Source organism: Streptomyces bungoensis, assembly GCF_001514215.1.
GTDB classification, from domain to species: Bacteria; Actinomycetota; Actinomycetes; order Streptomycetales; family Streptomycetaceae; genus Streptomyces; species Streptomyces bungoensis.
Window position 1 is genome coordinate 152,279 of sequence record NZ_KQ948854.1, and the last position, 21,989, is coordinate 174,267.

17 protein-coding genes are annotated in these 21,989 nt (G+C 71.2%); 1 reads left to right on the forward strand and 16 read right to left on the reverse strand.

What is annotated here, in order from left to right; translation table 11 throughout:
- Window positions 1-437: 437 nt before the first annotated feature.
- Window positions 438-3,581, forward strand: a complete 3,144-nt coding sequence (gene ileS / locus AQJ66_RS10900; protein ID WP_208611340.1) for an isoleucine--tRNA ligase — start codon at window positions 438-440, stop codon at window positions 3,579-3,581.
- Window positions 3,582-3,772: 191 nt separating this feature from the next.
- On the opposite strand, the gene AQJ66_RS10905 is transcribed toward ileS, so the two are convergent.
- The 16 genes from AQJ66_RS10905 to rsmH form a co-directional block, all read right to left on the reverse strand.
- Entirely contained in the window at window positions 3,773-4,966 is a 1,194-nt protein-coding gene (locus AQJ66_RS10905; RefSeq protein ID WP_061919659.1) for a DivIVA domain-containing protein, read from the reverse strand.
- A 52-nt stretch (window positions 4,967-5,018) separates the two neighbouring features.
- Window positions 5,019-5,309 carry a YggT family protein gene (locus AQJ66_RS10910; protein WP_061919661.1) on the reverse strand — a complete coding sequence of 97 codons (291 nt, stop codon included), beginning with the start codon at window positions 5,307-5,309 and terminating at the stop codon, window positions 5,019-5,021.
- Window positions 5,310-5,359: 50 nt separating this feature from the next.
- Window positions 5,360-6,001 (reverse strand): cell division protein SepF, encoded by a 642-nt coding sequence (locus AQJ66_RS10915; protein ID WP_061919663.1) that lies wholly within the window; start codon window positions 5,999-6,001, stop codon window positions 5,360-5,362.
- 127 nt (window positions 6,002-6,128) lie between these two features.
- Entirely contained in the window at window positions 6,129-6,848 is a 720-nt protein-coding gene (locus AQJ66_RS10920; protein ID WP_061919665.1) for a YggS family pyridoxal phosphate-dependent enzyme, read from the reverse strand.
- 6 nt (window positions 6,849-6,854) lie between these two features.
- A complete protein-coding gene (pgeF, locus tag AQJ66_RS10925; RefSeq protein WP_061919667.1) occupies window positions 6,855-7,583 on the reverse strand; it encodes a peptidoglycan editing factor PgeF in 729 nt (242 codons plus the stop codon).
- Window positions 7,580-8,791: a cell division protein FtsZ gene (gene ftsZ / locus AQJ66_RS10930; protein WP_061919669.1), complete on the reverse strand. Its 1,212-nt coding sequence runs from the start codon at window positions 8,789-8,791 to the stop codon at window positions 7,580-7,582. The genes pgeF and ftsZ overlap by 4 nt, the downstream gene beginning before the upstream one ends.
- Before the next feature lie 279 nt (window positions 8,792-9,070).
- Window positions 9,071-9,865: a cell division protein FtsQ/DivIB gene (locus AQJ66_RS10935; RefSeq protein WP_061919671.1), complete on the reverse strand. Its 795-nt coding sequence runs from the start codon at window positions 9,863-9,865 to the stop codon at window positions 9,071-9,073.
- A 26-nt stretch (window positions 9,866-9,891) separates the two neighbouring features.
- Complete coding sequence (gene murG, locus AQJ66_RS10940; protein WP_061919673.1) at window positions 9,892-10,980, reverse strand: undecaprenyldiphospho-muramoylpentapeptide beta-N-acetylglucosaminyltransferase; 1,089 nt, start codon at window positions 10,978-10,980, stop codon at window positions 9,892-9,894.
- 6 nt (window positions 10,981-10,986) lie between these two features.
- Window positions 10,987-12,351 carry a putative lipid II flippase FtsW gene (gene ftsW, locus AQJ66_RS10945; protein WP_061919675.1) on the reverse strand — a complete coding sequence of 455 codons (1,365 nt, stop codon included), beginning with the start codon at window positions 12,349-12,351 and terminating at the stop codon, window positions 10,987-10,989.
- A gap of 69 nt (window positions 12,352-12,420) precedes the next feature.
- A complete protein-coding gene (gene murD, locus AQJ66_RS10950) occupies window positions 12,421-13,857 on the reverse strand; it encodes a UDP-N-acetylmuramoyl-L-alanine--D-glutamate ligase (protein ID WP_208611341.1) in 1,437 nt (478 codons plus the stop codon).
- Window positions 13,839-14,912 carry a phospho-N-acetylmuramoyl-pentapeptide-transferase gene (gene mraY, locus AQJ66_RS10955; protein WP_061919677.1) on the reverse strand — a complete coding sequence of 358 codons (1,074 nt, stop codon included), beginning with the start codon at window positions 14,910-14,912 and terminating at the stop codon, window positions 13,839-13,841. The genes murD and mraY overlap by 19 nt, the downstream gene beginning before the upstream one ends.
- Window positions 14,909-16,315 carry a UDP-N-acetylmuramoyl-tripeptide--D-alanyl-D-alanine ligase gene (locus AQJ66_RS10960; RefSeq protein WP_061919679.1) on the reverse strand — a complete coding sequence of 469 codons (1,407 nt, stop codon included), beginning with the start codon at window positions 16,313-16,315 and terminating at the stop codon, window positions 14,909-14,911. Before AQJ66_RS10960 ends, mraY begins: the two co-directional genes overlap by 4 nt.
- Before the next feature lie 4 nt (window positions 16,316-16,319).
- Window positions 16,320-17,840: a UDP-N-acetylmuramoyl-L-alanyl-D-glutamate--2,6-diaminopimelate ligase gene (locus AQJ66_RS10965; protein WP_061919681.1), complete on the reverse strand. Its 1,521-nt coding sequence runs from the start codon at window positions 17,838-17,840 to the stop codon at window positions 16,320-16,322.
- Between the two features lie 201 nt (window positions 17,841-18,041).
- Window positions 18,042-19,994 carry a peptidoglycan D,D-transpeptidase FtsI family protein gene (locus AQJ66_RS10970; RefSeq protein ID WP_279617317.1) on the reverse strand — a complete coding sequence of 651 codons (1,953 nt, stop codon included), beginning with the start codon at window positions 19,992-19,994 and terminating at the stop codon, window positions 18,042-18,044.
- Window positions 19,995-19,999: 5 nt separating this feature from the next.
- Window positions 20,000-20,593 (reverse strand): cell division protein FtsL, encoded by a 594-nt coding sequence (ftsL, locus tag AQJ66_RS10975; RefSeq protein WP_061919685.1) that lies wholly within the window; start codon window positions 20,591-20,593, stop codon window positions 20,000-20,002.
- Window positions 20,594-20,656: 63 nt separating this feature from the next.
- Window positions 20,657-21,658 (reverse strand): 16S rRNA (cytosine(1402)-N(4))-methyltransferase RsmH, encoded by a 1,002-nt coding sequence (gene rsmH / locus AQJ66_RS10980; protein WP_279617318.1) that lies wholly within the window; start codon window positions 21,656-21,658, stop codon window positions 20,657-20,659.
- Window positions 21,659-21,989: the final 331 nt, after the last annotated feature.

A 21,989-nucleotide genomic window follows, 5' to 3' on the forward strand; every position in this document is an offset into this window, starting at 1 on the left:
GCGTCCACGCGGAAGCACACCCGCCCCCCTCGCCATTCGGGTCACCCGGTCCCCGCCCCGGCCGCTCGCCCGCCGGGCGCCGGAAAAGCGGTCGGCCGCTGTCCGCGAGGCGCCGTACACTGGGCGGAGCGAAAAGCGTGGATGGGGACGAGTAGCGGCGTACGCAGCCCAGAGCGACCCGGGGACGGTGTGAGCCCGGGGACGAGCGCGACGTGAAGATCACCCCGGAGCCGCCGGAGGAAAGCCGCAGGCCAGAGGCCATCACGGCGAGTAGAACCGGCTTCGCGACCCCAATGAGGGGGCTCACCGTCGCGTACGGCGCGGCGGAGGGCCAAGGAGGGTGGTACCGCGGGAGCGCGCCGCACACGGCGTAGGCGAAACAGCAGGCTCTCGTCCCTCCGACGGAAGGCAGCAAGTCCGTTGGAGGATGCTCGCAGATGACAGCGCCGACGTACCGCCAGGTGCCCGCCCAGGTCGACCTGCCCGCGCTTGAGCACGCCGTGCTCGACTTCTGGCGCGAACAGAAGATCTTCGCCAAGAGCCTGGAGCAGTCCGAGGGACGCCCGGAGTGGGTGTTCTACGAGGGCCCGCCCACCGCGAACGGCATGCCCGGCGCCCACCACATCGAGGCGCGCGTCTTCAAGGACGTCTTCCCCCGCTTCCGCACCATGCGCGGCTACCACGTGGCCCGCAAGGCCGGCTGGGACTGCCACGGCCTGCCCGTGGAGCTGGCGGTCGAGAAGGAGCTGGGCTTCTCCGGCAAGCAGGACATCGAGGCGTACGGCATCGCCGAGTTCAACGCCAAGTGCCGCGAGTCGGTGACCCGGCACACGGACGCCTTCGCCGAGCTGACGACCCGCATGGGCTACTGGGTCGACCTGGACGACGCCTACCGGACCATGGATCCGGAGTACGTGGAGTCGGTCTGGTGGTCGCTGAAGGAGGTCTTCGGCAAGGGCCTGCTGGTCCAGGACCACCGCGTCGCCCCCTGGTGCCCGCGCTGCGGCACCGGCCTGTCCGACCACGAGCTGGCGCAGGGCTACGAGACGGTCGTCGACCCGTCCGTCTACGTCCGCTTCCCGCTCACCTCCGGCCCGCTGGCGGGCCAGGCCGCGCTGCTGGTGTGGACGACGACCCCGTGGACCCTGGTGTCCAACACGGCGGTCGCCGCCCACCCCGAGGTCACCTATGTCGTCGCGACGAACGGCGAGGAGAAGCTGGTCGTCGCCGAGCCGCTCGTCGCCAAGGCGCTCGGCGAGGGCTGGGAGAGCACCGGCGAGACCTTCACCGGCGCCGAGATGGAGCGCTGGACCTACCGGCGCCCGTTCGAGCTGGTGGAGTTCACCGAGCCCGCCCACTACGTGGTGAACGCGGAGTACGTCACGACCGAGGACGGTACGGGCCTGGTCCACCAGTCCCCCGCCTTCGGCGAGGACGACCTGCGGGTGTGCCGCTCCTACGGCCTGCCCGTGGTCAACCCCGTGCGCCCGGACGGCACCTTCGAGGAGGACGTCCCGCTCGTCGGCGGCGTCTTCTTCAAGAAGGCCGACGAAAAGCTCACCGAGGACCTCCACCAGCGCGGCCTGCTGTTCAAGCACCTGCCGTACGAGCACAGCTACCCGCACTGCTGGCGCTGCCACACCGCGCTGCTCTACTACGCGCAGCCGTCCTGGTACATCCGTACGACAGCGGTCAAGGACCGGCTGATCCAGGAGAACGAGAAGACCAACTGGTTCCCGGAGACGGTCAAGCACGGCCGGTACGGCGACTGGCTGAACAACAACATCGACTGGGCGCTGTCCCGCAACCGCTACTGGGGCACCCCGCTGCCGATCTGGCGCTGCGAGGACGACCACCTCACCTGCGTCGGCTCCCGCGCGGAGCTGACCGGACTCACGGGCACGGACCAGTCGAACCTGGACCCGCACCGCCCGTACATCGACGAGGTCGCCTTCGCCTGCCCGCACGAGGGCTGCGGAAAGACGGCCACGCGCGTGCCCGAGGTCATCGACGCCTGGTACGACTCGGGCTCGATGCCGTTCGCGCAGTGGGGCTACCCGTACAAGAACAAGGAGCTGTTCGAGAGCCGGTACCCGGCACAGTTCATCTCCGAGGCGATCGACCAGACGCGCGGGTGGTTCTACACGCTGATGGCCATCGGCACCCTCGTCTTCGACAAGTCGTCGTACGAGAACGTCGTGTGCCTCGGCCACATCCTCGCCGAGGACGGACGCAAGATGTCCAAGCACCTGGGCAACATCCTGCAGCCGATCCCGCTCATGGACCAGCACGGCGCGGACGCGGTGCGCTGGTTCATGGCGGCGGGCGGTTCCCCGTGGGCGGCCCGCCGGGTCGGTCACGGCACCATCCAGGAGGTCGTTCGCAAGACCCTGCTGACGTACTGGAACACGGTCGCCTTCCAGGCGCTGTACGCCCGTACGTCACAGTGGGCGCCCAGCGCGGCCGACCCGGCCCCGGCCGAACGCCCGCTGCTGGACCGCTGGCTGCTGTCCGAACTGCACGCGCTCACCGACCAGGTGACCGGGGCCCTGGAGGCCTACGACACCCAGCGCGCCGGCAAGCTGCTGTCCGCGTTCGTCGACGACCTGTCCAACTGGTACGTCCGCCGTTCGCGCCGCCGGTTCTGGCAGGGCGACAAGGCCGCGCTGCGCACCCTGCACGAGGTGCTGGAGACGGTCACCAAGCTGATGGCGCCGATCACGCCGTTCATCACCGAGCGGGTGTGGCAGGACCTGGTCGTCGCGGTGAGCCCGGGCGCCCCGGAGTCGGTCCACCTCGCCCCCTGGCCGGAGGCGGACCTGTCCGCGATCGACCCGGAGCTGTCGCAGCAGATGGTTCTGGTCCGGCGGCTGGTGGAGCTGGGCCGCGCCACCCGCGCGGAGTCGGGCGTCAAGACCCGTCAGCCGCTGTCGCGGGCGCTGGTCGCGGCGGCCGGCTTCGAGTCCCTCGACCGCGAACTGCACACGCAGATCACGGAGGAGCTGAACGTCTCCTCGCTGGCGTCCCTGTCCGAGGTCGGCGGCTCGCTGGTCGACACGACCGCCAAGGCGAACTTCCGGGCGCTGGGCAAGCGGTTCGGCAAGCGGGTGCAGGACGTGGCCAGGGCCGTCGCCGGTGCGGACGCGGCCGCGCTGTCCCTCGCCCTGCGCGAGGGCAGGGCCTCGGTGGAGGTCGACGGGGAGACCGTCGCGCTCGCCCCCGACGAGGTGATCATCACGGAGACCCCGCGCGAAGGCTGGTCGGTGGCCTCCGACTCCGGTGCCACGGTCGCCCTGGACCTGGAGATCACCGAGGAGCTGCGCCAGGCGGGTCTCGCCCGTGACGCGATCCGCCTGATCCAGGAGGCCCGCAAGAACAGCGGACTGGACGTGGCCGACCGGATCGCCCTGCGCTGGACCTCGACTGACCCGGCCGTCATCGCGGCACTGGCCGAGCACGCCTCCCTCATCGCCGAGGAGGTCCTGGCGACCGACTTCGGCCAGGGCGAGGCGGACGAGACGTACGGCGACCCGTTCACCGACGAGGGACTGTCGCTGACGTTCCGGCTCCGCAAGGCGTAAAGGCGCAGGCGCTCCGCGCTTTCGACAGGGCCCGGTCTCCGGACGGAGACCGGGCCCTTGCGCCGGGTCCCGTCCCTCTGTGCGAAGGGTGACGCAACACGCGTAAAAAGGGCGGGGCCCCGGACCGAAGTCCGGGGCCCCGCCCTGGTGAACGCTGCCGACGCCGTTGTCGTACTGCTCTCAGTGACCCGTCAGTTGTCGTCCTCGTCGATCAGGAACCCGCGCATCGGCGAGGGAGCCTGGCCCATGGGCGACGGGCCCTGGGGGCGGACCGGCGCCATGGGCTGGGTCATCGCCGGGGTCATCTGCTGCTGGCCGCCGTAGGACGGGGCAGCGGGGCTCGGCGCACCGCCCATGGACTGGTTGCCACCGTAGGACGGGGCGCTCGCGCCGGCCGGGGCCATCGAGGGCGCCGGGGACGGCGGGAGGGACGGGGCGGCCGGGGAGCGCGGCGGAGCCAGGGAGTCGTCGGCCTGGGTCTCCAGCTGACGCAGCTGGGACTCGAGGTACGACTTCAGGCGCGTGCGGTACTCGCGCTCGAAGCCGCGCAGGTCCTCGACCTTGCGCTCCAGCGTGGCGCGCGCGGACTCCAGGGAGCCCATGGCCACGCGGTGCTTCTCCTGCGCGTCCCGCTCGAGCGCGTCGGCCTTGGCACGGGCGTCACGCTCGAGACCCTCGGCGCGGCTGCGGGCCTCGCCGACGATCTTGTTGGCCTCGGAGCGGGCCTCGGCGATCGCCTGGTCGGCGGTCTGCTGGGCCAGCGAGAGGACACGCGCGGCGCTGTCGCCACCGGGACCCTGACCGGGGCCGCCCATCGGACCACCCATGGGGCCGCCCATCGGGCCACCCATCTGCTGCTGCATGGGCGGCTGGCCACCCATGGGGCCGCCCATCGGACCCTGGCCCATCGGGCCCTGGCCCATCGGGCCCTGGCCCATCTGACCCTGGCCCATCGGACCCTGGCCCATCTGACCCTGGCCCATCGGACCCTGGCCCTGCGGGCCACCCTGACCGCCGGGGCCGGCGGGCAGCTGAGGAGCACCGCTCGGCAGCTGGGGCGGACCACCCATGGGGCCGCCCATCTGCTGCTGCGGCGGGCCCGATATCCCGGCGGGCACCGGCGCGCCGGGTCCTCGCATGCCCTGCTGCTGAGGATGCTGCGGCTGGTCCTGCTCCGGAGGCTTGCGCATGTTCTGCTGGTTCTGGGCAGCAGCGCGCGTGGCCGCGGCCAGCTTGGCGCGCAGGTCCTCGTTCTCGCGGAGCAGACGGGTCAGTTCGGCTTCGACCTCGTCGAGGAAGGCATCGACCTCGTCCTCGTCATAGCCTTCTCGGAGGCGGACGGTCGTGAACTGCTTGTTCCGCACGTCCTCGGGGGTCAACGGCATCTCTTCACCTCAACGTAGTCATCGGCAGTCGGCAAGACCGTATCGTCCATCCTCATCGCAGGAAGCTCTGCGTAACGGAGATGAGGATCCAGACGATGATCATCAGCACGAAGAAGGACAGGTCGAGCGCCACGCCCCCGAGACGCAGCGGCGGGATGAACCGCCGCAGAAGCTTCAGCGGTGGATCGGTGACAGTGTAGGTGGCCTCCAGGACGACCACCATCGCCTTGCCGGGTTGCCACGAGCGGGCGAACTGGAAGACGTAGTCCATGACCAGCCGGAAAATCAGCACAACGAGGAACACCATCAGCGCGATGTAGATCACCTGCGCGAACACGCTCATGGCCTGGCTTTCCCTCTCCCCTGTCCCGTGCTGTTTTCCGGTGGTGCTTCTCAGCTCTGGTTGAAGAACCCGCCCTCTGCGATGCGGGCCTTGTCCTCCGCCGTGACATCGACGTTAGCAGGCGACAACAGGAACACCTTCTGCGTCACCCGCTCGATGCTGCCGTGAAGACCAAACACCAAACCGGCCGCAAAGTCGACAAGTCGCTTCGCGTCTGTGTCATCCATCTCAGTCAGATTCATGATCACCGGGGTGCCCTCACGGAAGTGTTCCCCGATGGTACGGGCCTCGTTGTAGGTCCGGGGGTGCAGCGTGGTGATCCGGTACGGCTCTCGTTCGGACACGACCTTGGGCATGATCACCGGTGCGTTCTTCTCCAGGGACTGGCGTTCTTGTGTGATGGATGCCACGGGCGCGATGCGCGCCGGGCGTCCGGATTCCGCGGCGAGCGAAGTCGATCGCGCCACCGGCTCGCGCGGCGCGGGAGGTTGCACGATTCGCACCTCTTCGTCCCTTTGGGACTGAAGTGCGCCGTGCGACTGGTGTGACGGCTCGTGCCGTCGGTGATCCCGCTCGGGCTCCGGGTCCAGTTCGGGCTCGAAGTCGTCGTCGGGGTCGAATCCACGGCCGTCGTACCCATCGTCCTCCACGAGGCCGAGGTAGACCGCCATCTTGCGCATCGCGCCGGCCATGCTCTGAGTCCTCCGCTCTGTGGTGGATCCGCTGACGACCGCCAAGTGCCCGCGATCCACGTGGTCGTTGTGCCCGCCTTCGCGGCACTGACCATATTTTCTGCTGTGGTCCGACTTCCTGGCGACGTTACCCGAGCCTGGGGCGGACTCCGAGTACCGCGGTGCCGACGCGCACATGTGTCGCTCCGGCCGCCACGGCCTTCTCGAGGTCCGCACTCATCCCTGCGGACACCATGGTTGCAGCAGGATGGGCTCGGCGCAGGTCAGTCGACAAATCCATGAGCCGTTCGAACGCGGCTCGTTCGCGTCCCGCGTACTCACCGGTCAGCGGGGCCACGGTCATCAGACCGTCGAGCCGCAGCCCCGGCGATTCGGCGACGAGGCCGGCCAACTCCTCGATCCCGCCCGGCGCGACGCCTCCGCGCTCACCGCGCGCGCTCTCGCCGGCGTCGAGCGCGACCTGGAGCAGGCACCCCACCTCGCGTCCGGCCCGCACGGCCTCCTTCGACAGCGCCGTGACGAGCCGCGCCCGGTCCACGGACTGCACGACATCCGCGTAACCGACCACGGAACGTACTTTGTTGGTCTGCAACTGACCAACAAAGTGCCATTTCAAGGGCAAATCCGCGCAAGCGGCCGCCTTCGGGGCGGCGTCCTGGTCACGGTTCTCGGCGACATGACGCACGCCGAGTTCCGCCAGGATGCGCACATCGCTCGCCGGGTAGGTCTTGGTGACCACGATCAGGGTCACCTCCCCCCGCCCGCGCCCCGCCGCCTCACACGCGGCGGCGATGCGTTCCTCCACTTTCGCCAGGTTCGCGGCGAGTTCGGTCTTACGGTCCGTCATGCTCCATCAGTCCAGCCAGACGTAGCTCGCGAGCCGCCCGGTGGTGCGGTCGCGGCGGTACGAGAAGTGGTCGCCCGACTCGCGCGTGCACACCGGCGAGTGCGCCCGGTCGCGCACCCCGAGCCGTTCGAGCTGCGCGTGCACCCCGGCGCTCACGTCGACGGCCGGCGTACCCCAGCTCGTCTCGGCGTGCGCCGCCGGCTCGACGGCGGCCACCTCGGCGCGCATCTCCTGAGGCACCTCGTAGCACCGGCCGCACACCGCCGGCCCGGTGCGGGCGACGATCCGGGCCGGCTCGGCGCCGAGTTCGGTCATGGCCCGTACGGCGGCGGGGACGACGCCCTTGACCAGTCCGGGCCGCCCGGCGTGCACCGCGCCGGCCACCGAGGCGACCGGGTCCGCCAGCAGCACCGGCACGCAGTCGGCGGTGAGGACGGCGAGGGCCAGGCCCCGCACGCCGGTCACGACGGCGTCCACCTGCGGCGGCTGCCGGTCGCCCCAGGGTCCGTCGACCACGGCCACGTCGTTCCCGTGCACCTGGTTCATCCACACGACCCGGGCGGGTTCGAGGCCGAGCGACCCGGCCGCGAGACCGCGGTTGGCGCGTACGGCCTCCGGGTCGTCGCCGACCGCTCCGCCGAGGTTGAGCTCCTCATACGGAGCGGCGCTCACCCCGCCCCACCGGTCGGTGAAGGCGAAGTGCGCGCCGCTCACGCTCTCGCGCTGTCCTATCACTTCAGGAAGTCCGGTACGTCCAGTTCCTCGGCCGCGCTGTCCGAGAAGGAGGTGCGCGGCGCCGGCGTGACCGGCGGGGTGACGGGAAGGTCGGCCACCGGCTCGACCGGGGCCGGCTCCGGCTCCTCCTTCGGGGTCACGCTGCCGAGCGAGCCGAAGGACGGGCGGCTCTCCGGCTGCCGTACCGGAGCGGGCTCCTCGCGGCGGGCCGGGGCCGAGGAGGAGGCCGAGCCGAGGACGTTGTCCCGGCGGGCCGGCGGCTGACCGCCGTCGAAGCCGGCCGCGATCACGGTGACCCGGACCTCGTCGCCGAGGGCGTCGTCGATGACCGCGCCGAAGATGATGTTGGCCTCGGGGTGGGCGGCCTCGCTGACGAGCTGGGCGGCCTCGTTGATCTCGAACAGGCCGAGGTCGGAGCCGCCGGAGATGGACAGCAGCACACCCCGGGCGCCGTCGATGGACGCCTCCAGCAGCGGCGAGGAGATCGCCATCTCGGCGGCGGCCACCGCGCGGTCGTCGCCGCGGGCCGAGCCGATGCCCATGAGGGCCGAACCGGCCTCGGACATGACCGACTTGACGTCGGCGAAGTCGAGGTTGATCAGGCCGGGGGTGGTGATGAGGTCGGTGATGCCCTGCACACCCGAGAGCAGGACCTGGTCGGCGGACTTGAACGCGTCCAGGACCGAGACCTGGCGGTCCGAGATGGACAGCAGCCGGTCGTTGGGGATGACGATGAGGGTGTCGACCTCTTCGCGGAGTTCGGCGATGCCGTCCTCGGCCTGGTTGGCGCGGCGCCGCCCCTCGAAGGTGAAGGGACGGGTGACCACGCCGATGGTCAGCGCGCCCAGCGAGCGCGCGATGTTGGCCACGACGGGTGCCCCGCCGGTGCCGGTGCCGCCGCCTTCACCGGCCGTCACGAAGACCATGTCGGCCCCCTTGAGGACCTCCTCGATCTCCTCGCGGTGGTCCTCGGCGGCCTTGCGGCCGACGGCCGGGTTGGCTCCGGCGCCGAGTCCGCGGGTGAGTTCACGGCCGACGTCGAGTTTGACGTCTGCGTCGCTCATCAACAGCGCCTGTGCGTCGGTGTTGATGGCGATGAACTCGACGCCCTTGAGACCGACCTCGATCATCCGGTTGATGGCATTGACACCACCGCCGCCGACACCGATGACCTTGATGACTGCGAGGTAGTTCTGCGGTGCTGCCACGTCGAAGGCCTCTCGCCTCGAATTACGTTGTCGCCGCCGTGCGGTGCCCCGCGCCGGGACGACGGATGCCGATTGGGACGGTCCGTAGCGCCGACCCGAACCCTAACCCTGAAGTTTAGGGTTACCAGTGTGTCCGTTCCCTGGAGTCTTCTGAACAGGACACTAAGTCGACAAGTGGCGCCCGTTCAACGAACACGCCGAACCTCCCGTTTTTCTTTTCACCCTATGTGATCAGCCATAGCGGTGCCCAACCAGGGTGCTGGCCTGCGCTGATGTGCGTCAACTCCCCGATGACGCAGGGGCGGTGGGGACACTGACATCGAAGTGCCGTGCGCCGGGAACTGCTTTCATGAGAGCTGTGAGGGCCCGTGCCTTGGCGCGGCCGTTCTCGCCGCTGCCCCATGCCACCACGCGGCCCCGGCCCAGCAGCAGTTGGACGTCGTCGTAGGAGCGGATGCGCAGCGTCCGGGCCTCCCGCGCCACCGCGGGCGGCAGGTCGCCGGCGACCCGGACCGCCTCCCGCACCAGCCGGTCGGTGCCGAAGCGCCTGAGGCTCGCGGCGGCCGAACCCGACCGGGATTCGGTCAGTTCCAGCAGCGGAACGTCTTTCGGCGCCTGCGAAACCGTGGCGAAACGGACGCCTTCGTCGTCGACTTCGACGAAGTTCCCGGATTTCCGGACCAGCAGCACCGGAGTCCGTTCGGTGACTTTCAGGCTGATTCCGCTGGGCCAGGTGCGGACGACGTCAACGGTGTCAATTCTGGGCATTTTCCGGCGAAGTCGGTCCTCGATGGCCTTCGTGTCGACCGAGACGAGCGGCTCCCCCACCGGCACGGAGGCGGCCTCGCGGACGTCGGCGGGGGTCAGCACGCGGGTGCCCGAGATCGAGACGTGCCGCACGCGCAGCCATCCCGAGCCGTACAGCACCCAGGTCACGCCGCCCCCGAGGAACAGCAGGGCGGCGGTCAGGACGACGAGCAGACGGAGGCGGCGTTTCGCCAACCGCCCCGCGGGGGGCGGGCCGGACGACTCCTGCTGGCGGTCACCGCGCTCGGCGGTCGTCGGTCCGGCCACGCTCACTACCCTCCGTGCATATCGTCCTATCGGCGCGAGGCGATCGCCTCGTACACCATCCCGACGAGCAGGTCGTCGGCGTCCCGGCGGCCGAACTCGCTTGCCGAGCGGGACATCTCGTACAGCCGGTGCGGGTCGGCGAGCACGGGCAGGACGTTCTGCTGCACCCACTCGGGCGTGAGTTCCGCGTCGTCGACCAGCAGTCCGCCGCCGGCCTTGACCACCGGCTGGGCGTTCAGCCGCTGTTCGCCGTTGCCGATGGGCAGCGGGACGTAGGCGGCCGGGAGCCCGACGGCGGAGAGTTCGGCGACGGTCATCGCGCCCGCGCGGCAGAGCATCATGTCGGCCGCGGCGTACGCGAGATCCATCCGGTCCAGGTAACTTACCGGGATGTACGGGGGCATTCCCGGCATCTGCTGCACCTGCGGCAGTTCGTTCTTCGGGCCGACCGCGTGCAGGATCTGGATGCCCGCCTGCTGCAGCCACGGGGCGACCGCCTGGGTCACCTCGTTCAGCCGCCGGGCGCCCTGGGAGCCGCCGGAGACCAGCAGGGTGGGCAGGTTGGGGTCGAGGCCGAAGCGGGCCCGGGCCTCGGGCCGGACGGCGGCGCGGTCCAGCGTGGCGATGGAGCGGCGCAGCGGGATGCCGATGTAGCGGGCGTCACGCAGCTTGCTGTCCGGGGTGGAGACGGCGACCCGGGCCGCGTACCGCGAGCCGATCTTGTTGGCCAGCCCGGGGCGGGCGTTGGCCTCGTGGATCACGATGGGCACGCCGAGGCGCTTGGCGGCCAGGTAGCCGGGCAGGGCGACGTAGCCGCCGAAGCCCACCACGGCGTCCGCCTTGGTGCGCTCCAGGATCTGCTCGGCGGCCTTGATCGTGCCGCGCAGCCGGCCCGGGACGGTGATCAGCTCGGGTGTGGGCTTGCGGGGCAGTGGTACCGCGGGGATGAGCGCCAGCTCGTAGCCGCGCTCGGGAACGAGCCGGGTCTCCAGGCCCCGCTCCGTGCCCAGGGCTGTGATGCCCACGGTCGGGTCCTGCCTGCGCAGGGCGTCCGCGAGGGCGAGCGCTGGCTCGATGTGGCCGGCGGTCCCCCCACCGGCGAGTACGACATGCACCGAAATTCACCGCTCTCCGGACGAACGCGCCGTGGAGGCACGCCGTCGCATCGTGTTCCATCTCCGAGGCCCCCGCTCGGCACCGGGGCCTCCCGCCCGCTTTTTACCAAAGCGAGGTTGCCGCATCGCAAGCGCCGCCCGCGCAGCGGGGTCGTCACGCGCGAACGCGATCAGCAGCCCGACGGCGAACATGGTCGGCAGCAGGGCGGACCCTCCGTAGGAGAACAGCGGGAGGGGGACACCGGCGATCGGCAGCAGGCCGAGCACCGCACCGATGTTGATCACCGCCTGGGCGATGATCCAGGTGGTCACGCCTCCCGCGGCGTACCTCACGAAGGGGTCCTCCGTGCGTCCGGCCACGCGGATACCCGCATAGCCTAGAGCCGCGAAGAGGGCGAGTACCGACAGCGTCCCCGCCAGGCCCAGTTCCTCACCGGTGACGGCGAAGATGAAGTCGGTGTGGGCTTCGGGGAGTTGGCCCCATTTCTCCACACTCGCGCCGAGGCCGGATCCGAAGAGCCCGCCGGAGGCGAGGGCGTAGATGCCGTGCACGGCCTGCCAGCAGTCGGCGACGCCCGCCTTGGGCTCGGTGGCGCCGATGCAGGCGAGCCGGGCCATCCGGTTGGGGCTGGTCTTGATGAGGACCAGCCCGATCAGGCCGGCGACCGTCAGCACCCCGGCGAACAGCCGGGTGGGCGCCCCCGCGAGCCACAGCAGGCCGAACAGGATCGCCGTGAGGATGATCGCGGTGCCCATGTCCCCGCCGAGCATGATCAGGCCCAGCAGCAGGAAGGCGACCGGCACCAGCGGCACCAGCATGTGCTTCCACTGGGCCAGCAGCCTCTTCTCGTGCTTGCGCGCGATCAGGTCCGCGCCCCACAGCACCAGGGCGAGCTTGCCGAACTCGCTGGGCTGGATCTGGAAGGAGCCGCCGAGCGAGATCCAGTTCTGGTTGCCGTTGACCGCCATCCCTATACCGGGCACCTGCACCAGGGCCATCAGGAAGACGGCTCCGGCGAGGATCGGGTAGGCCAGCGCCCGGTGCAGCTTCACCGGCATGCGGGAGGCGGAGAACAGCAGTGCGCCGCCGATGAGCGCGGCCAGGAACTGCTTGCGGAAGAAGTAGGAGCCCGGCAGTGACAGCTGCAGCGCGGTGACCTGGGAGGCCGAGTAGACCATCACCAGGCCGAGGACGGTGATCAGCAGACTGCCGCCGAGGATCAGGTAGTAGGCGGTCAGCGGGCGGTCCCAGGCCTTGCGCGCGCGGGTGTAGAGCCGCTGCACGGGGTGCTCGCGCGAGGTCCGGGCAACGGCGGGACGCCGGGACGCCCGCTGCACGGGCGGCCGGCCGCCGGTACGGCTACCGGGCATGGGCGCCTCCCCTGAACGTCGACCGTCCCACGCGTCCCTCCCAAGATCCGCCCGGCGGGCGGGCCGGGGTCAGGCACCGAGTTCGCGGACCGCCTCCGCGAACGCGTCACCGCGCTGGTTGTAGTTGGTGAACATGTCCATGGAGGCGCAGGCCGGGGCCAGCAGCACCGTGTCGCCGGGCTGCGCGAGCCGCTTGGCCTCCGTCACCGCCTGGAGCATCGCCCCAGTGTCGGTCCGTTCGAGGTCGACGACGGGTACTTCCGGGGCGTGTCGCGCCAGGGCGTCGCGGATCAGCGCGCGATCGGCGCCGATCAGGACGGCGGCGCGAAGTCGCTTTGCCGACTTGGCGACCAGCTCGTCGAAGGTGGCGCCCTTCGCCAGACCGCCCGCAATCCATACGATCGGTTCATATGCCGCCAACGAGGCTTCCGCGGCATGGGTGTTGGTCGCCTTGGAGTCGTCCACGTACGCCACCCCGTCGATGTCGGCGACGTGCGTGATGCGGTGGGCGTCGGGGCGGAAGGCCCGCAGGCCGTCGCGCACGGCCGTGGCGGGCACCCCGAAGGCGCGCGCGAGGGCCGCGGCGGCAAGGGCGTTGGCGATGTTGTGCGGGGCCGGCGGGTTGACGTCGGAGACCTCCGCCAGCTCCTGCGCGTTCTTGTGGCGGTCCTCGACGAAGGCCCGGTCGACCAGGATGCCGTCGACCACGCCGAGTTGGGAGGGCGCCGGAGTGCCGAGGGTGAACCCGACGGCCCGGCAGCCCTCTTCGACGTCCGCCTCGCGCACCAGGTCCTCGGTGAGCCTGTCCGCCGCGTTGTACACGCAGGCGACCCGGTTGCCCTGGTAGATGCGGCCCTTGTCGGCCGCGTAGGCCTCCATGGAGCCGTGCCAGTCGAGGTGGTCGGGCGCGAGGTTGAGGACGGCCGCGGAGTCGGCGCGCAGGGAGGGCGCCCAGTGCAGCTGGTAGCTGGAGAGTTCGACGGCGAGGACGTCGTAGGTCTCCTCGCCGAGGACCGCGTCCAGCAGGGAGACGCCGATGTTGCCGACGGCGGCCGTGCGCAGGCCCGCCGCCTTGAGGATGGCGGCGAGCATCTGGACGGTCGTGGTCTTGCCGTTGGTGCCCGTCACCGCCAGCCAGGGGGCCGCGCCGGGTCCCCTCAGCCGCCAGGCGAGTTCCACGTCGCCCCAGACCGGCACGCCCGCCTCCCGGGCCGCCAGGAACAGCGGCTTGCCGGGCTGCCAGCCGGGCGCGGTGACGATCAGCCCGGTGCCCTCCGGCAGGGTGGCCCCGTCGCCCAGGCGCACGGTGACGCCGAGCGCCCGGAGCTCCTCGGCCTGGGCACGCGCGCGTGCGTCGTCGCCGTCGTTGACGACGGTGACGGCCGCCCCGCGCGCGTGCAGCGCCTTCGCCGCCGGGACGCCGGAGACGCCGAGCCCCGCGACGGTGACGTGCTTGCCCTGGAAGTCGAAGGGCTCCGAGCCGGAGATCACTTTTCCGCTGCCCATCCCGCGTAGAAGAGGCCCAGTCCGACGATCACGCAGATGCCCTGGATGATCCAGAAGCGGACCACCACCAGGACTTCGGACCAGCCCTTGAGTTCGAAGTGGTGCTGGAGCGGCGCCATCCGGAAGACGCGCTTCCCGGTGAGCCGGAAGGAGCCGACCTGGATGACGACCGACATGGTGATGAGGACGAACAGGCCGCCCATGATGGCCACCAGCAGCTCCGTGCGGGAGAGGATGGCCAGGCCCGTCAGGACGCCGCCGAGGGCGAGCGAGCCGGTGTCGCCCATGAAGATCTTGGCCGGCGAGGTGTTCCACCACAGGAAGCCGAGGCAGGCACCCATCAGCGCGGAGGCCACGACGGCGAGGTCGAGCGGATCGCGCACCTCGTAGCAGGCGTTCGGGTTGGTCAGCGTGTTCGCGTTGGCGCAGGACTCCTGGAACTGCCAGACGCCGATGAAGGTGTAGGCACCGAAGACCAGCACGGAGGCGCCGGTGGCCAGGCCGTCCAGGCCGTCCGTCAGGTTCACGCCGTTCGACATCGCCAGGATCATGAACAGCGCCCAGACGACGAACAGCACCGGGCCGATCGACCAGCCGAAGTCGGTGATGAACGACAGCTTGGTGGACGCCGGGGTGTTGCCGCGCGCGTCGGAGAACATCAGCGACAGCACGGCGAAGGCGATGCCGACGATCAGCTGGCCGGCCATCTTGGCCTTGGCCCGCAGGCCCAGCGAACGCCGCTTGACGATCTTGATGTAGTCGTCGAGGAAGCCCACCAGGCCCATGCCGGCCATCAGCCCCAGGACCAGCAGTCCGGAGTACGTCGGCGGCTTGCCGGTGATCACCTTGCTGAGGAAGTACGCGGCGATCGTCGCCAGGATGAAGGCGATACCGCCCATGGTGGGCGTACCGCGCTTGCTGGCGTGCTCGCGCGGGCCGTCGTCCCGGATGTACTGGCCGTAGCCCTTGCGCGCCAGGAGCTTGATCAGCAGCGGGGTGCCGACCAGCGTCAGGAACAGACCGATGACGCCCGAGAACAGGATCTGGTTCATCATCGGGCGGCGACCTCACCCTCGGCCGCCGTCTCGAGAAGCGCCTGGGCAACGCTCTCGAGCCCCACCGAACGGGACGCCTTCACGAGCACGACGTCCCCCGGGCGCAACTCGCTGCGCAACAGGTCGACCGCCGCCTGTGCGTCGGACACGTGCACCGACTCCTCACCCCACGAACCCTCGTTATATGCGCCCAGTTGCAGCCAGGAGGCCTCGATCCCCCCGACCGCGACGAGCTTGCTGACGTTGAGCCGGACGGCGAGCCGTCCGACGGCGTCGTGCTCGGCGAGCGCCTCGTCCCCCAGCTCGGCCATCTTGCCGAGCACCGCCCACGTGCGCCGCCCCCTGCCCATGGCCGCGAGTGCCCTGAGGGCGGCCCGCATGGACTCGGGGTTGGCGTTGTAGGCGTCGTTGACGATGGTCACGCCGTCCGGGCGCTCGGTGACCTCCATGCGCCAGCGGGAGAGGGAGCCCGCCTCCGAGAGCGCGGTGGCGATCTCTTCCGCGGACATGCCCAGCTCATGGGCGACGGCGGCCGCGGCGAGCGCGTTCGACACGTGGTGCTCACCGTACAGGCGCATGGTCACATCGGCTGCACCGGAGGGTGTGTGAAGCCTGAAGGAAGGCTGTCCGCTGTCCGTGAGTCGTACGTTCTCGGCGCGTACGTCCGCTTCGGCCGACTCTCCGAAAAGGACCACCTTCGCCTTGGTACGGGCGGCCATGGCGCGCACCAGCGGGTCGTCGGCGTTCAGGACGGCGGCACCGTCCTCCGGAAGCGCCTCCACCAGTTCGCCCTTGGCCTGCGCGATCTGCTCGCGGCCGCCGAACTCGCCGATGTGGGCGCTGCCGACGTTGAGCACCAGGCCGATCCTCGGGGGCGTGAGGCCGGTGAGGTAGCGGATGTGGCCGATGCCGCGGGCGCCCATCTCCAGCACGAGGAACCTGGTCTCCTCGGTGGCGGACAGGGCGGTCAGCGGCAGCCCGATCTCGTTGTTGAGCGAGCCGGGCGTGAACACGGTCGGCGCCTTGCTGCGCAGCACCTGGGCGATGAGGTCCTTGGTGCTGGTCTTGCCGGCGGAGCCGGTCAGGGCGACGAGGGTCGCGCCGAGCCGCTGGACGACATGGCGGGCGAGGGCGCCGAGGGCGGTCTGGACGTCCTCCACGACGATCGCGGGCACGCCGACGGGCCGGGAGGCCAGCACGGCCACCGCGCCGGCCCGGACGACGTCCTGGGCGTAGTCGTGGCCGTCGGCCCGTTCCCCGGCGAAGGCCGCGAACAGGCTGCCGGGCCGGACCTCCCGGGAGTCCCGGACGACCGGTCCGGTGACCTGGACGGACGGATCCGGTATGTCGTGCGTCTGCCCGCCGACGACTTCTGCGATCTCGGCGAGGGAGAGGGCGATCACAAGTTCATCCCTGGGTCTTCTGGATAGCTTCGCGGAGCACCTGGCGGTCGTCGAAGGGACGGACCACGCCGGCGATGTCCTGGCCCTGCTCGTGGCCCTTGCCCGCGACCAGCACAGTGTCGCCGGGCGCGGCGCGCCCCACGGCGGCGGCGATGGCGGCGGCCCGGTCCTCGAAGAGGAGCACCTCGCCCCGTTCGTGCGCGGGCACGGAGGCCGCGCCCTGGAGCATGGTGGCGAGGATCGCCAGGGGGTCCTCGGAGCGGGGGTTGTCGGAGGTCAGTACGGCCGTGTCGGCGAGCCGGGCCGCGGCGGCGCCCATCGGGGCGCGCTTGGTCCGGTCGCGGTCGCCGCCGCAGCCGAGCACGACGTGCAGGTGCCCCTTGGTGACCTTGCGCAGCGCCTTGAGCACCGACTCGACCGCGTCGGTCTTGTGCGCGTAGTCGACCACCGCGAGGTAGTCCTGCCCGGCGTCCACGCGCTCCAGGCGGCCGGGGACGCCCGGTACGGCGGCGATGCCGTCGGCGGCGGCCTGCGGGTCGAGTCCGGCCGCGGCGAGGGCGACGACGGCGGCGAGGGTGTTCGCCACGTTGAAGGGGCCCGCGAGCGGCGACTTGGCGTGTACGCGCTCGCCGTTCGGGCCGAGGACGGTGAACGTCGAGTCCAGCGGGCCGACGTGGACGTCCTGGGCGCGCCAGTCGGCGTCGGGGTGGCCCTCGGCGGAGTAGGTGACGACCGGGACGGTCGCCTCCTTCGCGAGCCGCCGGCCGTAGGCGTCGTCGGTGTTGACGACGCCCAGTTTGCTGCGTTCGGGGGTGAAGAGCTGCGCCTTGGCCTGGAAGTAGTCCTCCATGCCGGAGTGGAACTCCATGTGTTCCGGGCTCAGGTTGGTGAACACCGCGACGTCGAAGACGCAGGCGTCGACCCGGCCGAGGACCAGGGCGTGGCTGGAGACCTCCATGGCGACGGCCTCGACGCCGCGTTCGCGCATCACGGCGAACAGGGCCTGCAGGTCGGTGGCCTCGGGGGTGGTGCGCTCGGACTTGATGCGCTCGTCGCCGATGCGCATCTCGACGGTGCCGACCAGGCCGGTGGACCTGGCGGTCCTGAGTCCGCCCTCGACGAGGTAGGCGGTGGTGGTCTTGCCGGAGGTGCCGGTGATGCCGATCTGGAGCAGGTCGCGGCCGGGGTGGCCGTAGATGGTCGCCGCGAGCTCTCCCATCCGCGCGCGCGGATCGTCGACGACCAGGACCGGCAGTCCGGTCGCGGCGGCGCGGTCGGCGCCCGTGGGGTCGGTCAGCACGGCGGCCGCGCCGAGGCCGGCGGCCTGGGTGACGAAGTCGGCGCCGTGCAGCCGGGCGCCCGGCAGGGCGGCGTACAGGTCGCCGGGGCGGACGGCCCGCGAGTCGTGGGTGATCCCCGTGACCTCGGCGGCGGTGTCCGGAGCGGCGGTACCCAGCTGATCGGCCAGTTCCGCGAGGGGTGTGGCGGAGACCTGGACCGGTCGCGGCGGTCCCGGATATGTCACGGAAGCGCCCTTCTGGGTGGTGGGGGACTGATCAGCGTGTGGCACGGCGGTGAGCGTACCGGGCGCGGCCGCTCCGGGGCGAAGCGAGGGCTCCCGGGCGCCTCGGCCGGCACCCTGGCCGGCGCCTTGGTTCCCGGAGTCGGGAGTGATCGTTGTCACGGGTTCGTTCCTGGTGGTCGTTCGCGGCTGCGGGGCGGCTGATCAGGGCTTGTAGCTGACGGGAAGGTTCGCGGCCTTGGCTCCGGTGGGGGGTACCTGAAGGGTCTTCAGGGCGAACTCCATCACCTGCTTGTAGACGGGTCCGCAGATCTGCCCGCCGAAGTAGCTGCCGGACGTGGCGTTCTGGATCGCGCAGTACACGGTGATCCGCGGCTGGTCCGCGGGTGCGAATCCGGCGAACGACGAGGTGTATCCGCGGTACCGGCCGGTGGCCGGATCCACACGGTTGGCCGTGCCCGTCTTGCCCGCGACCCGGTACCCGGGAATGCGGGCCTTGATGCCGGTGCCCTGCTCGTCGTCGACGACGGACTCCAGCATCCGGGCGAGTGTCCGGGCGGTCTTCGCGCTGACCACGCGTGTCTTCTTCGGCTGCGGTGCGGGTGTGAAGCGGCCGTCGGCGCCCTTGGTGCCGCGCACCAGGGTCGGCTCGACGCGGACTCCGCCGTTGGCGATGGTCGAGTACACGGAGGCGGCCTGCATGGCGCTGAGCGAGAAGCCCTGGCCGAAAGGGATCGTGTACTGCTGCGAGGTCGACCACTTGCCGGCCGGCGCGAGGATGCCGCTGGTCTCGCCGGGGAAGCCGAGGCCGGTGGGGCTGCCGATGCCGAACTTGCGCAGGTACGAGTAGAGGACCTGGTTGGCCGCCGGCTGGCTCTTGCCGAGCTCGCCGGTGGCGAGGATCGTGCCGATGTTGCTGGACTTGGCGAGCACGCCGTTCAGGGTCAGGTACCAGGTGCCGTGGTCGACGTCGTCCTGGAAGAGCCGGTCGCCGCGGTGCAGCCGGTTCGGTACGACGACGTGGGTGAGCGGGGTGGCCACGTTCTGCTCCAGCACGGCCGCCATCGACATCACCTTGGCCGTGGAGCCGGGTTCGAAGGCGTCCTGGACGGCCGCGTTGCCCATGGCCTCGCCGTCGGCCTTCGACAGGTCGTTCGGGTCGAAGCCGGGCGAGTTGGCCATGGCGAGGATCTGGCCGGTGCGGGTGTCCTGGACGATGACGTAGCCGCGGTCCGCCCGGGACTGCTTGACCTGCTCGGTGATGGCGTTCTGGGCGGCCCACTGGATGTCGCGGTCGATGGTGAGCTCGACGTCGGAGCCGGGTACGGCCGGGGTCTGCGTGGAGCCCACGGTGGGCACCTCGCGGCCGCCGGACTGGGCATAGCGGATCATGCCGTCCTTGCCGGACAGCTGCTCGTTCAGCTCCTGCTCGATGCCGCCGCCGCCCCTGCCGTCGGCGTTGACCCAGCCCAGTATCCCGGCGGCGAGGTCGCCGTTGGGGTACACGCGCTTGCTGCTGGGGTCGGCGAAGACACCGGCGAGGACGTTGGCGGCGCCGGACTTCTTGGCGAGCGCGGCCTTCAGGTCCTTGATCTGCTTCCAGACCTCGGGGGTCTGGCGGGAGGCGAGCTTGGCGTAGCGGGACAGCTTGTTCCTGGGCCTGAGCTTGCCGACGAGCGCGGCCTGGTCCTGCCCGAGGATCGGCGCGAGCAGCGCGGCGGCCTGCTCGGGCCCGTCGTTCCTGTTCAGCTGCTTGGCGCTGAACATCGTCGGGTCGGCCGTGATGTCGTACGCGTCCTCGCTGATGGCGAGCGCCACGCCGTTGCGGTCGGTGATCCCGCCGCGCTCGGCGGCCAGGGTGTGCACGACGTACCTGTTCTGCTCGGCCTTGGCGGTGTACGTACTGGCGTCCACGGCCTGGACCTGGAGCAGGCGTACGACGAAGGCGAGCAGCACGAGGGTGAGTGCGAGGCCGACCATGCGCAGCCGGGGCCGCGGGCTGCCGAGCCGCAGGACGGGCGGGGGCGGGGGCCGGTATCCGCCGGGGCGGCGGGCCGGGCGGGCGCCGGCCGCGGGCTGCCGCCGCACGGCGCCCCGCGGCCGGGGTGGCTTGGCGGGGCCGGGGACGCGGCGGCGCGGCGCTTCCCTGTCGGACACTTCCGTCACCTGCCGGGAGTCGGGTCGGGCACGGGCTGGAGGGTGGTGAGCGGCGCCACCGCCGTCGCCGGGGTGCTCGCCCCGGCCGGTACCGAGGGCGGGGGCGCCGGCGTGGCGGGGGGCTGCGACGGCGTCGCCGGCAGCTGCGTCGGCGCGACCGGGGAGACCGCGGACGGGCCGGTGACCGGGGCGGCGGTGCCGGGTGCGGCCGGGCCGGGGAGCGAGGCGGGCTCGGGGCTCGCCGGGCCCGGTACGCCCTTGACGGTGCCGTCGGGGTTGAGGAAGGCCGGGTCGCCGCCGGGGACCATGCCGAGTTCGCGGGCGCGGCGCTGGAGGGCGTCGGGGGCCGAGTAGGCGTCGATGTCCCGCTGGAGGGCCTGTTCCTCGTCGGTGAGGTTCTTGGTCTGTTTCTGCAGGTCGTCGAGTTGGAAGGAGCCCTCGCTGAGCGCGGAGTTCAGTACCAGCAGCCCGATGAGGCCGCCTCCGAGCAGCAGGACGACGAGGAGGACGAACGGGGTGCGGGCCGCGCGGGCGCGGCCGGCCGGGAAGAGCCGGGCGAGCCGGGCGGCCCTCCCCCTCAGTTCGGGTTTCCTACTCACTGGGCCTCCGGTGGCTCCGGGGCACCGGCGTGCGAGTTCGGAAATCCGACCGACCCCATTCGCTCACTCGGCGTCCTCCCTGATGCGCTCGGCGCCCCGAAGCCGGGCCGGGGCGGCGCGGCGGTTCTGGGCGATCTCTTCCTCGGTGGGAAGTTCGGCACCGCGCGTGAGCAGCTTGAGCCGCGGCTGGTAGCGCTCGGGCACGACCGGCAGCCCGGGCGGCGCGGTGGTGGCGGCACCGGCCGCGAACACCTGCTTCACCAGCCGGTCCTCCAGCGAGTGGTACGACAGCACGGCGATGCGCCCGCGGAGGTCGAGCGCCTTCACCGCGGCCGGCACGGCCCGCTCCAGGACGGACAGCTCGCCGTTGACCTCGATGCGCAGCGCCTGGAAGGTGCGCTTGGCCGGGTTGCCGCCGGTGCGCTTGGCGGCCTGCGGCAGGGCGTCCCGGATCAGCTCCACGAGCCGCGCGCTGTTGCCGAACGGCTCCTTCTCACGCTCCCGGACGATCGCGGAGACGATCCGCTTGGCCTGCTTCTCCTCGCCGTACGCGCGCAGGATCCGCACCAGCTCGCCGGCCGGGTAGGTGTTGAGGACCTCGGCGGCGCTCATGCCGGTCGTCTGGTCCATGCGCATGTCGAGGGGGGCGTCCTGGGCGTAGGCGAAGCCGCGGTCGGCCTCGTCGAGCTGCATGGAGGAGACCCCGAGGTCGAACAGCACGCCCTGCACGCGTGGGATGCCGAGCCGCGCCAGGACGTCGGGCAGCTCGTCGTAGACGGCGTGCACGAGGGTGGCCCGGTCCCCGTACGGAGCCAGCCGCTCGCCGGACAGGCGCAGTGCCTCCTTGTCCCGGTCCAGGCCGATCAGCCGTACCTCGGGAAACCGGGTCAGCAGCGCCTCGCTGTGGCCGCCGAGGCCGAGGGTGCAGTCGACGACCACGGCTCCCGGCCGCTCCAGCGCGGGTGCCAGCAGATCCAGGCACCGCTGCAGCATCACAGGGACGTGTCGAGTCTGTCCCTCCCGTCGCCCACCGCCGCCCTCGTTCGAAAGCGCTTCGCGCCCCATTTGTCCTGGGCCTCTCGTTTCCGGCGGAGCCCGTACGCACCGCCGGGTCCCCGCCCGCTCGGTGAAGGGGAGGCCGGCCGGCGCCGGAAGCGTCAGCCGACCGGGAGCGGGAGGAGGCCGAGCCGTACGTACGCGCCGCGCACGTGGGGAGACGGTCCGGGTGTGGGCCGGGGTCTCCGGGGTTTCACCAGCGGGGAGAGCCGCGCCTCCCGCTGCGCGTCACTTTAGTCCACCGCGTCTCGCGGTCAATCAACCGGCCTGCGCGTCGCCCGGACGGGTACGCATCCCGTTCGCCCTGCGTGTGGGGTCGCTCACAACAAGCCACAATGGC

What these genes read in the sequence shown, in the direction of transcription:
- AQJ66_RS10915 (WP_061919663.1), bottom strand. Translation starts at nt 6,001, where the DNA reads ATGGCCGGCGCGATGCGCAAGATGGCGGTCTACCTCGGCCTCGTGGAG.
- ileS (WP_208611340.1), top strand. Translation starts at nt 438, where the DNA reads ATGACAGCGCCGACGTACCGCCAGGTGCCCGCCCAGGTCGACCTGCCC.
- rsmH (WP_279617318.1), bottom strand. Translation starts at nt 21,658, where the DNA reads ATGGGGCGCGAAGCGCTTTCGAACGAGGGCGGCGGTGGGCGACGGGAG.
- ftsW (WP_061919675.1), bottom strand. Translation starts at nt 12,351, where the DNA reads ATGCCCGGTAGCCGTACCGGCGGCCGGCCGCCCGTGCAGCGGGCGTCC.
- AQJ66_RS10905 (WP_061919659.1), bottom strand. Translation starts at nt 4,966, where the DNA reads ATGCCGTTGACCCCCGAGGACGTGCGGAACAAGCAGTTCACGACCGTC.
- AQJ66_RS10910 (WP_061919661.1), bottom strand. Translation starts at nt 5,309, where the DNA reads ATGAGCGTGTTCGCGCAGGTGATCTACATCGCGCTGATGGTGTTCCTC.
- mraY (WP_061919677.1), bottom strand. Translation starts at nt 14,912, where the DNA reads ATGATGAACCAGATCCTGTTCTCGGGCGTCATCGGTCTGTTCCTGACG.
- murD (WP_208611341.1), bottom strand. Translation starts at nt 13,857, where the DNA reads ATGGGCAGCGGAAAAGTGATCTCCGGCTCGGAGCCCTTCGACTTCCAG.
- AQJ66_RS10920 (WP_061919665.1), bottom strand. Translation starts at nt 6,848, where the DNA reads ATGACGGACCGTAAGACCGAACTCGCCGCGAACCTGGCGAAAGTGGAG.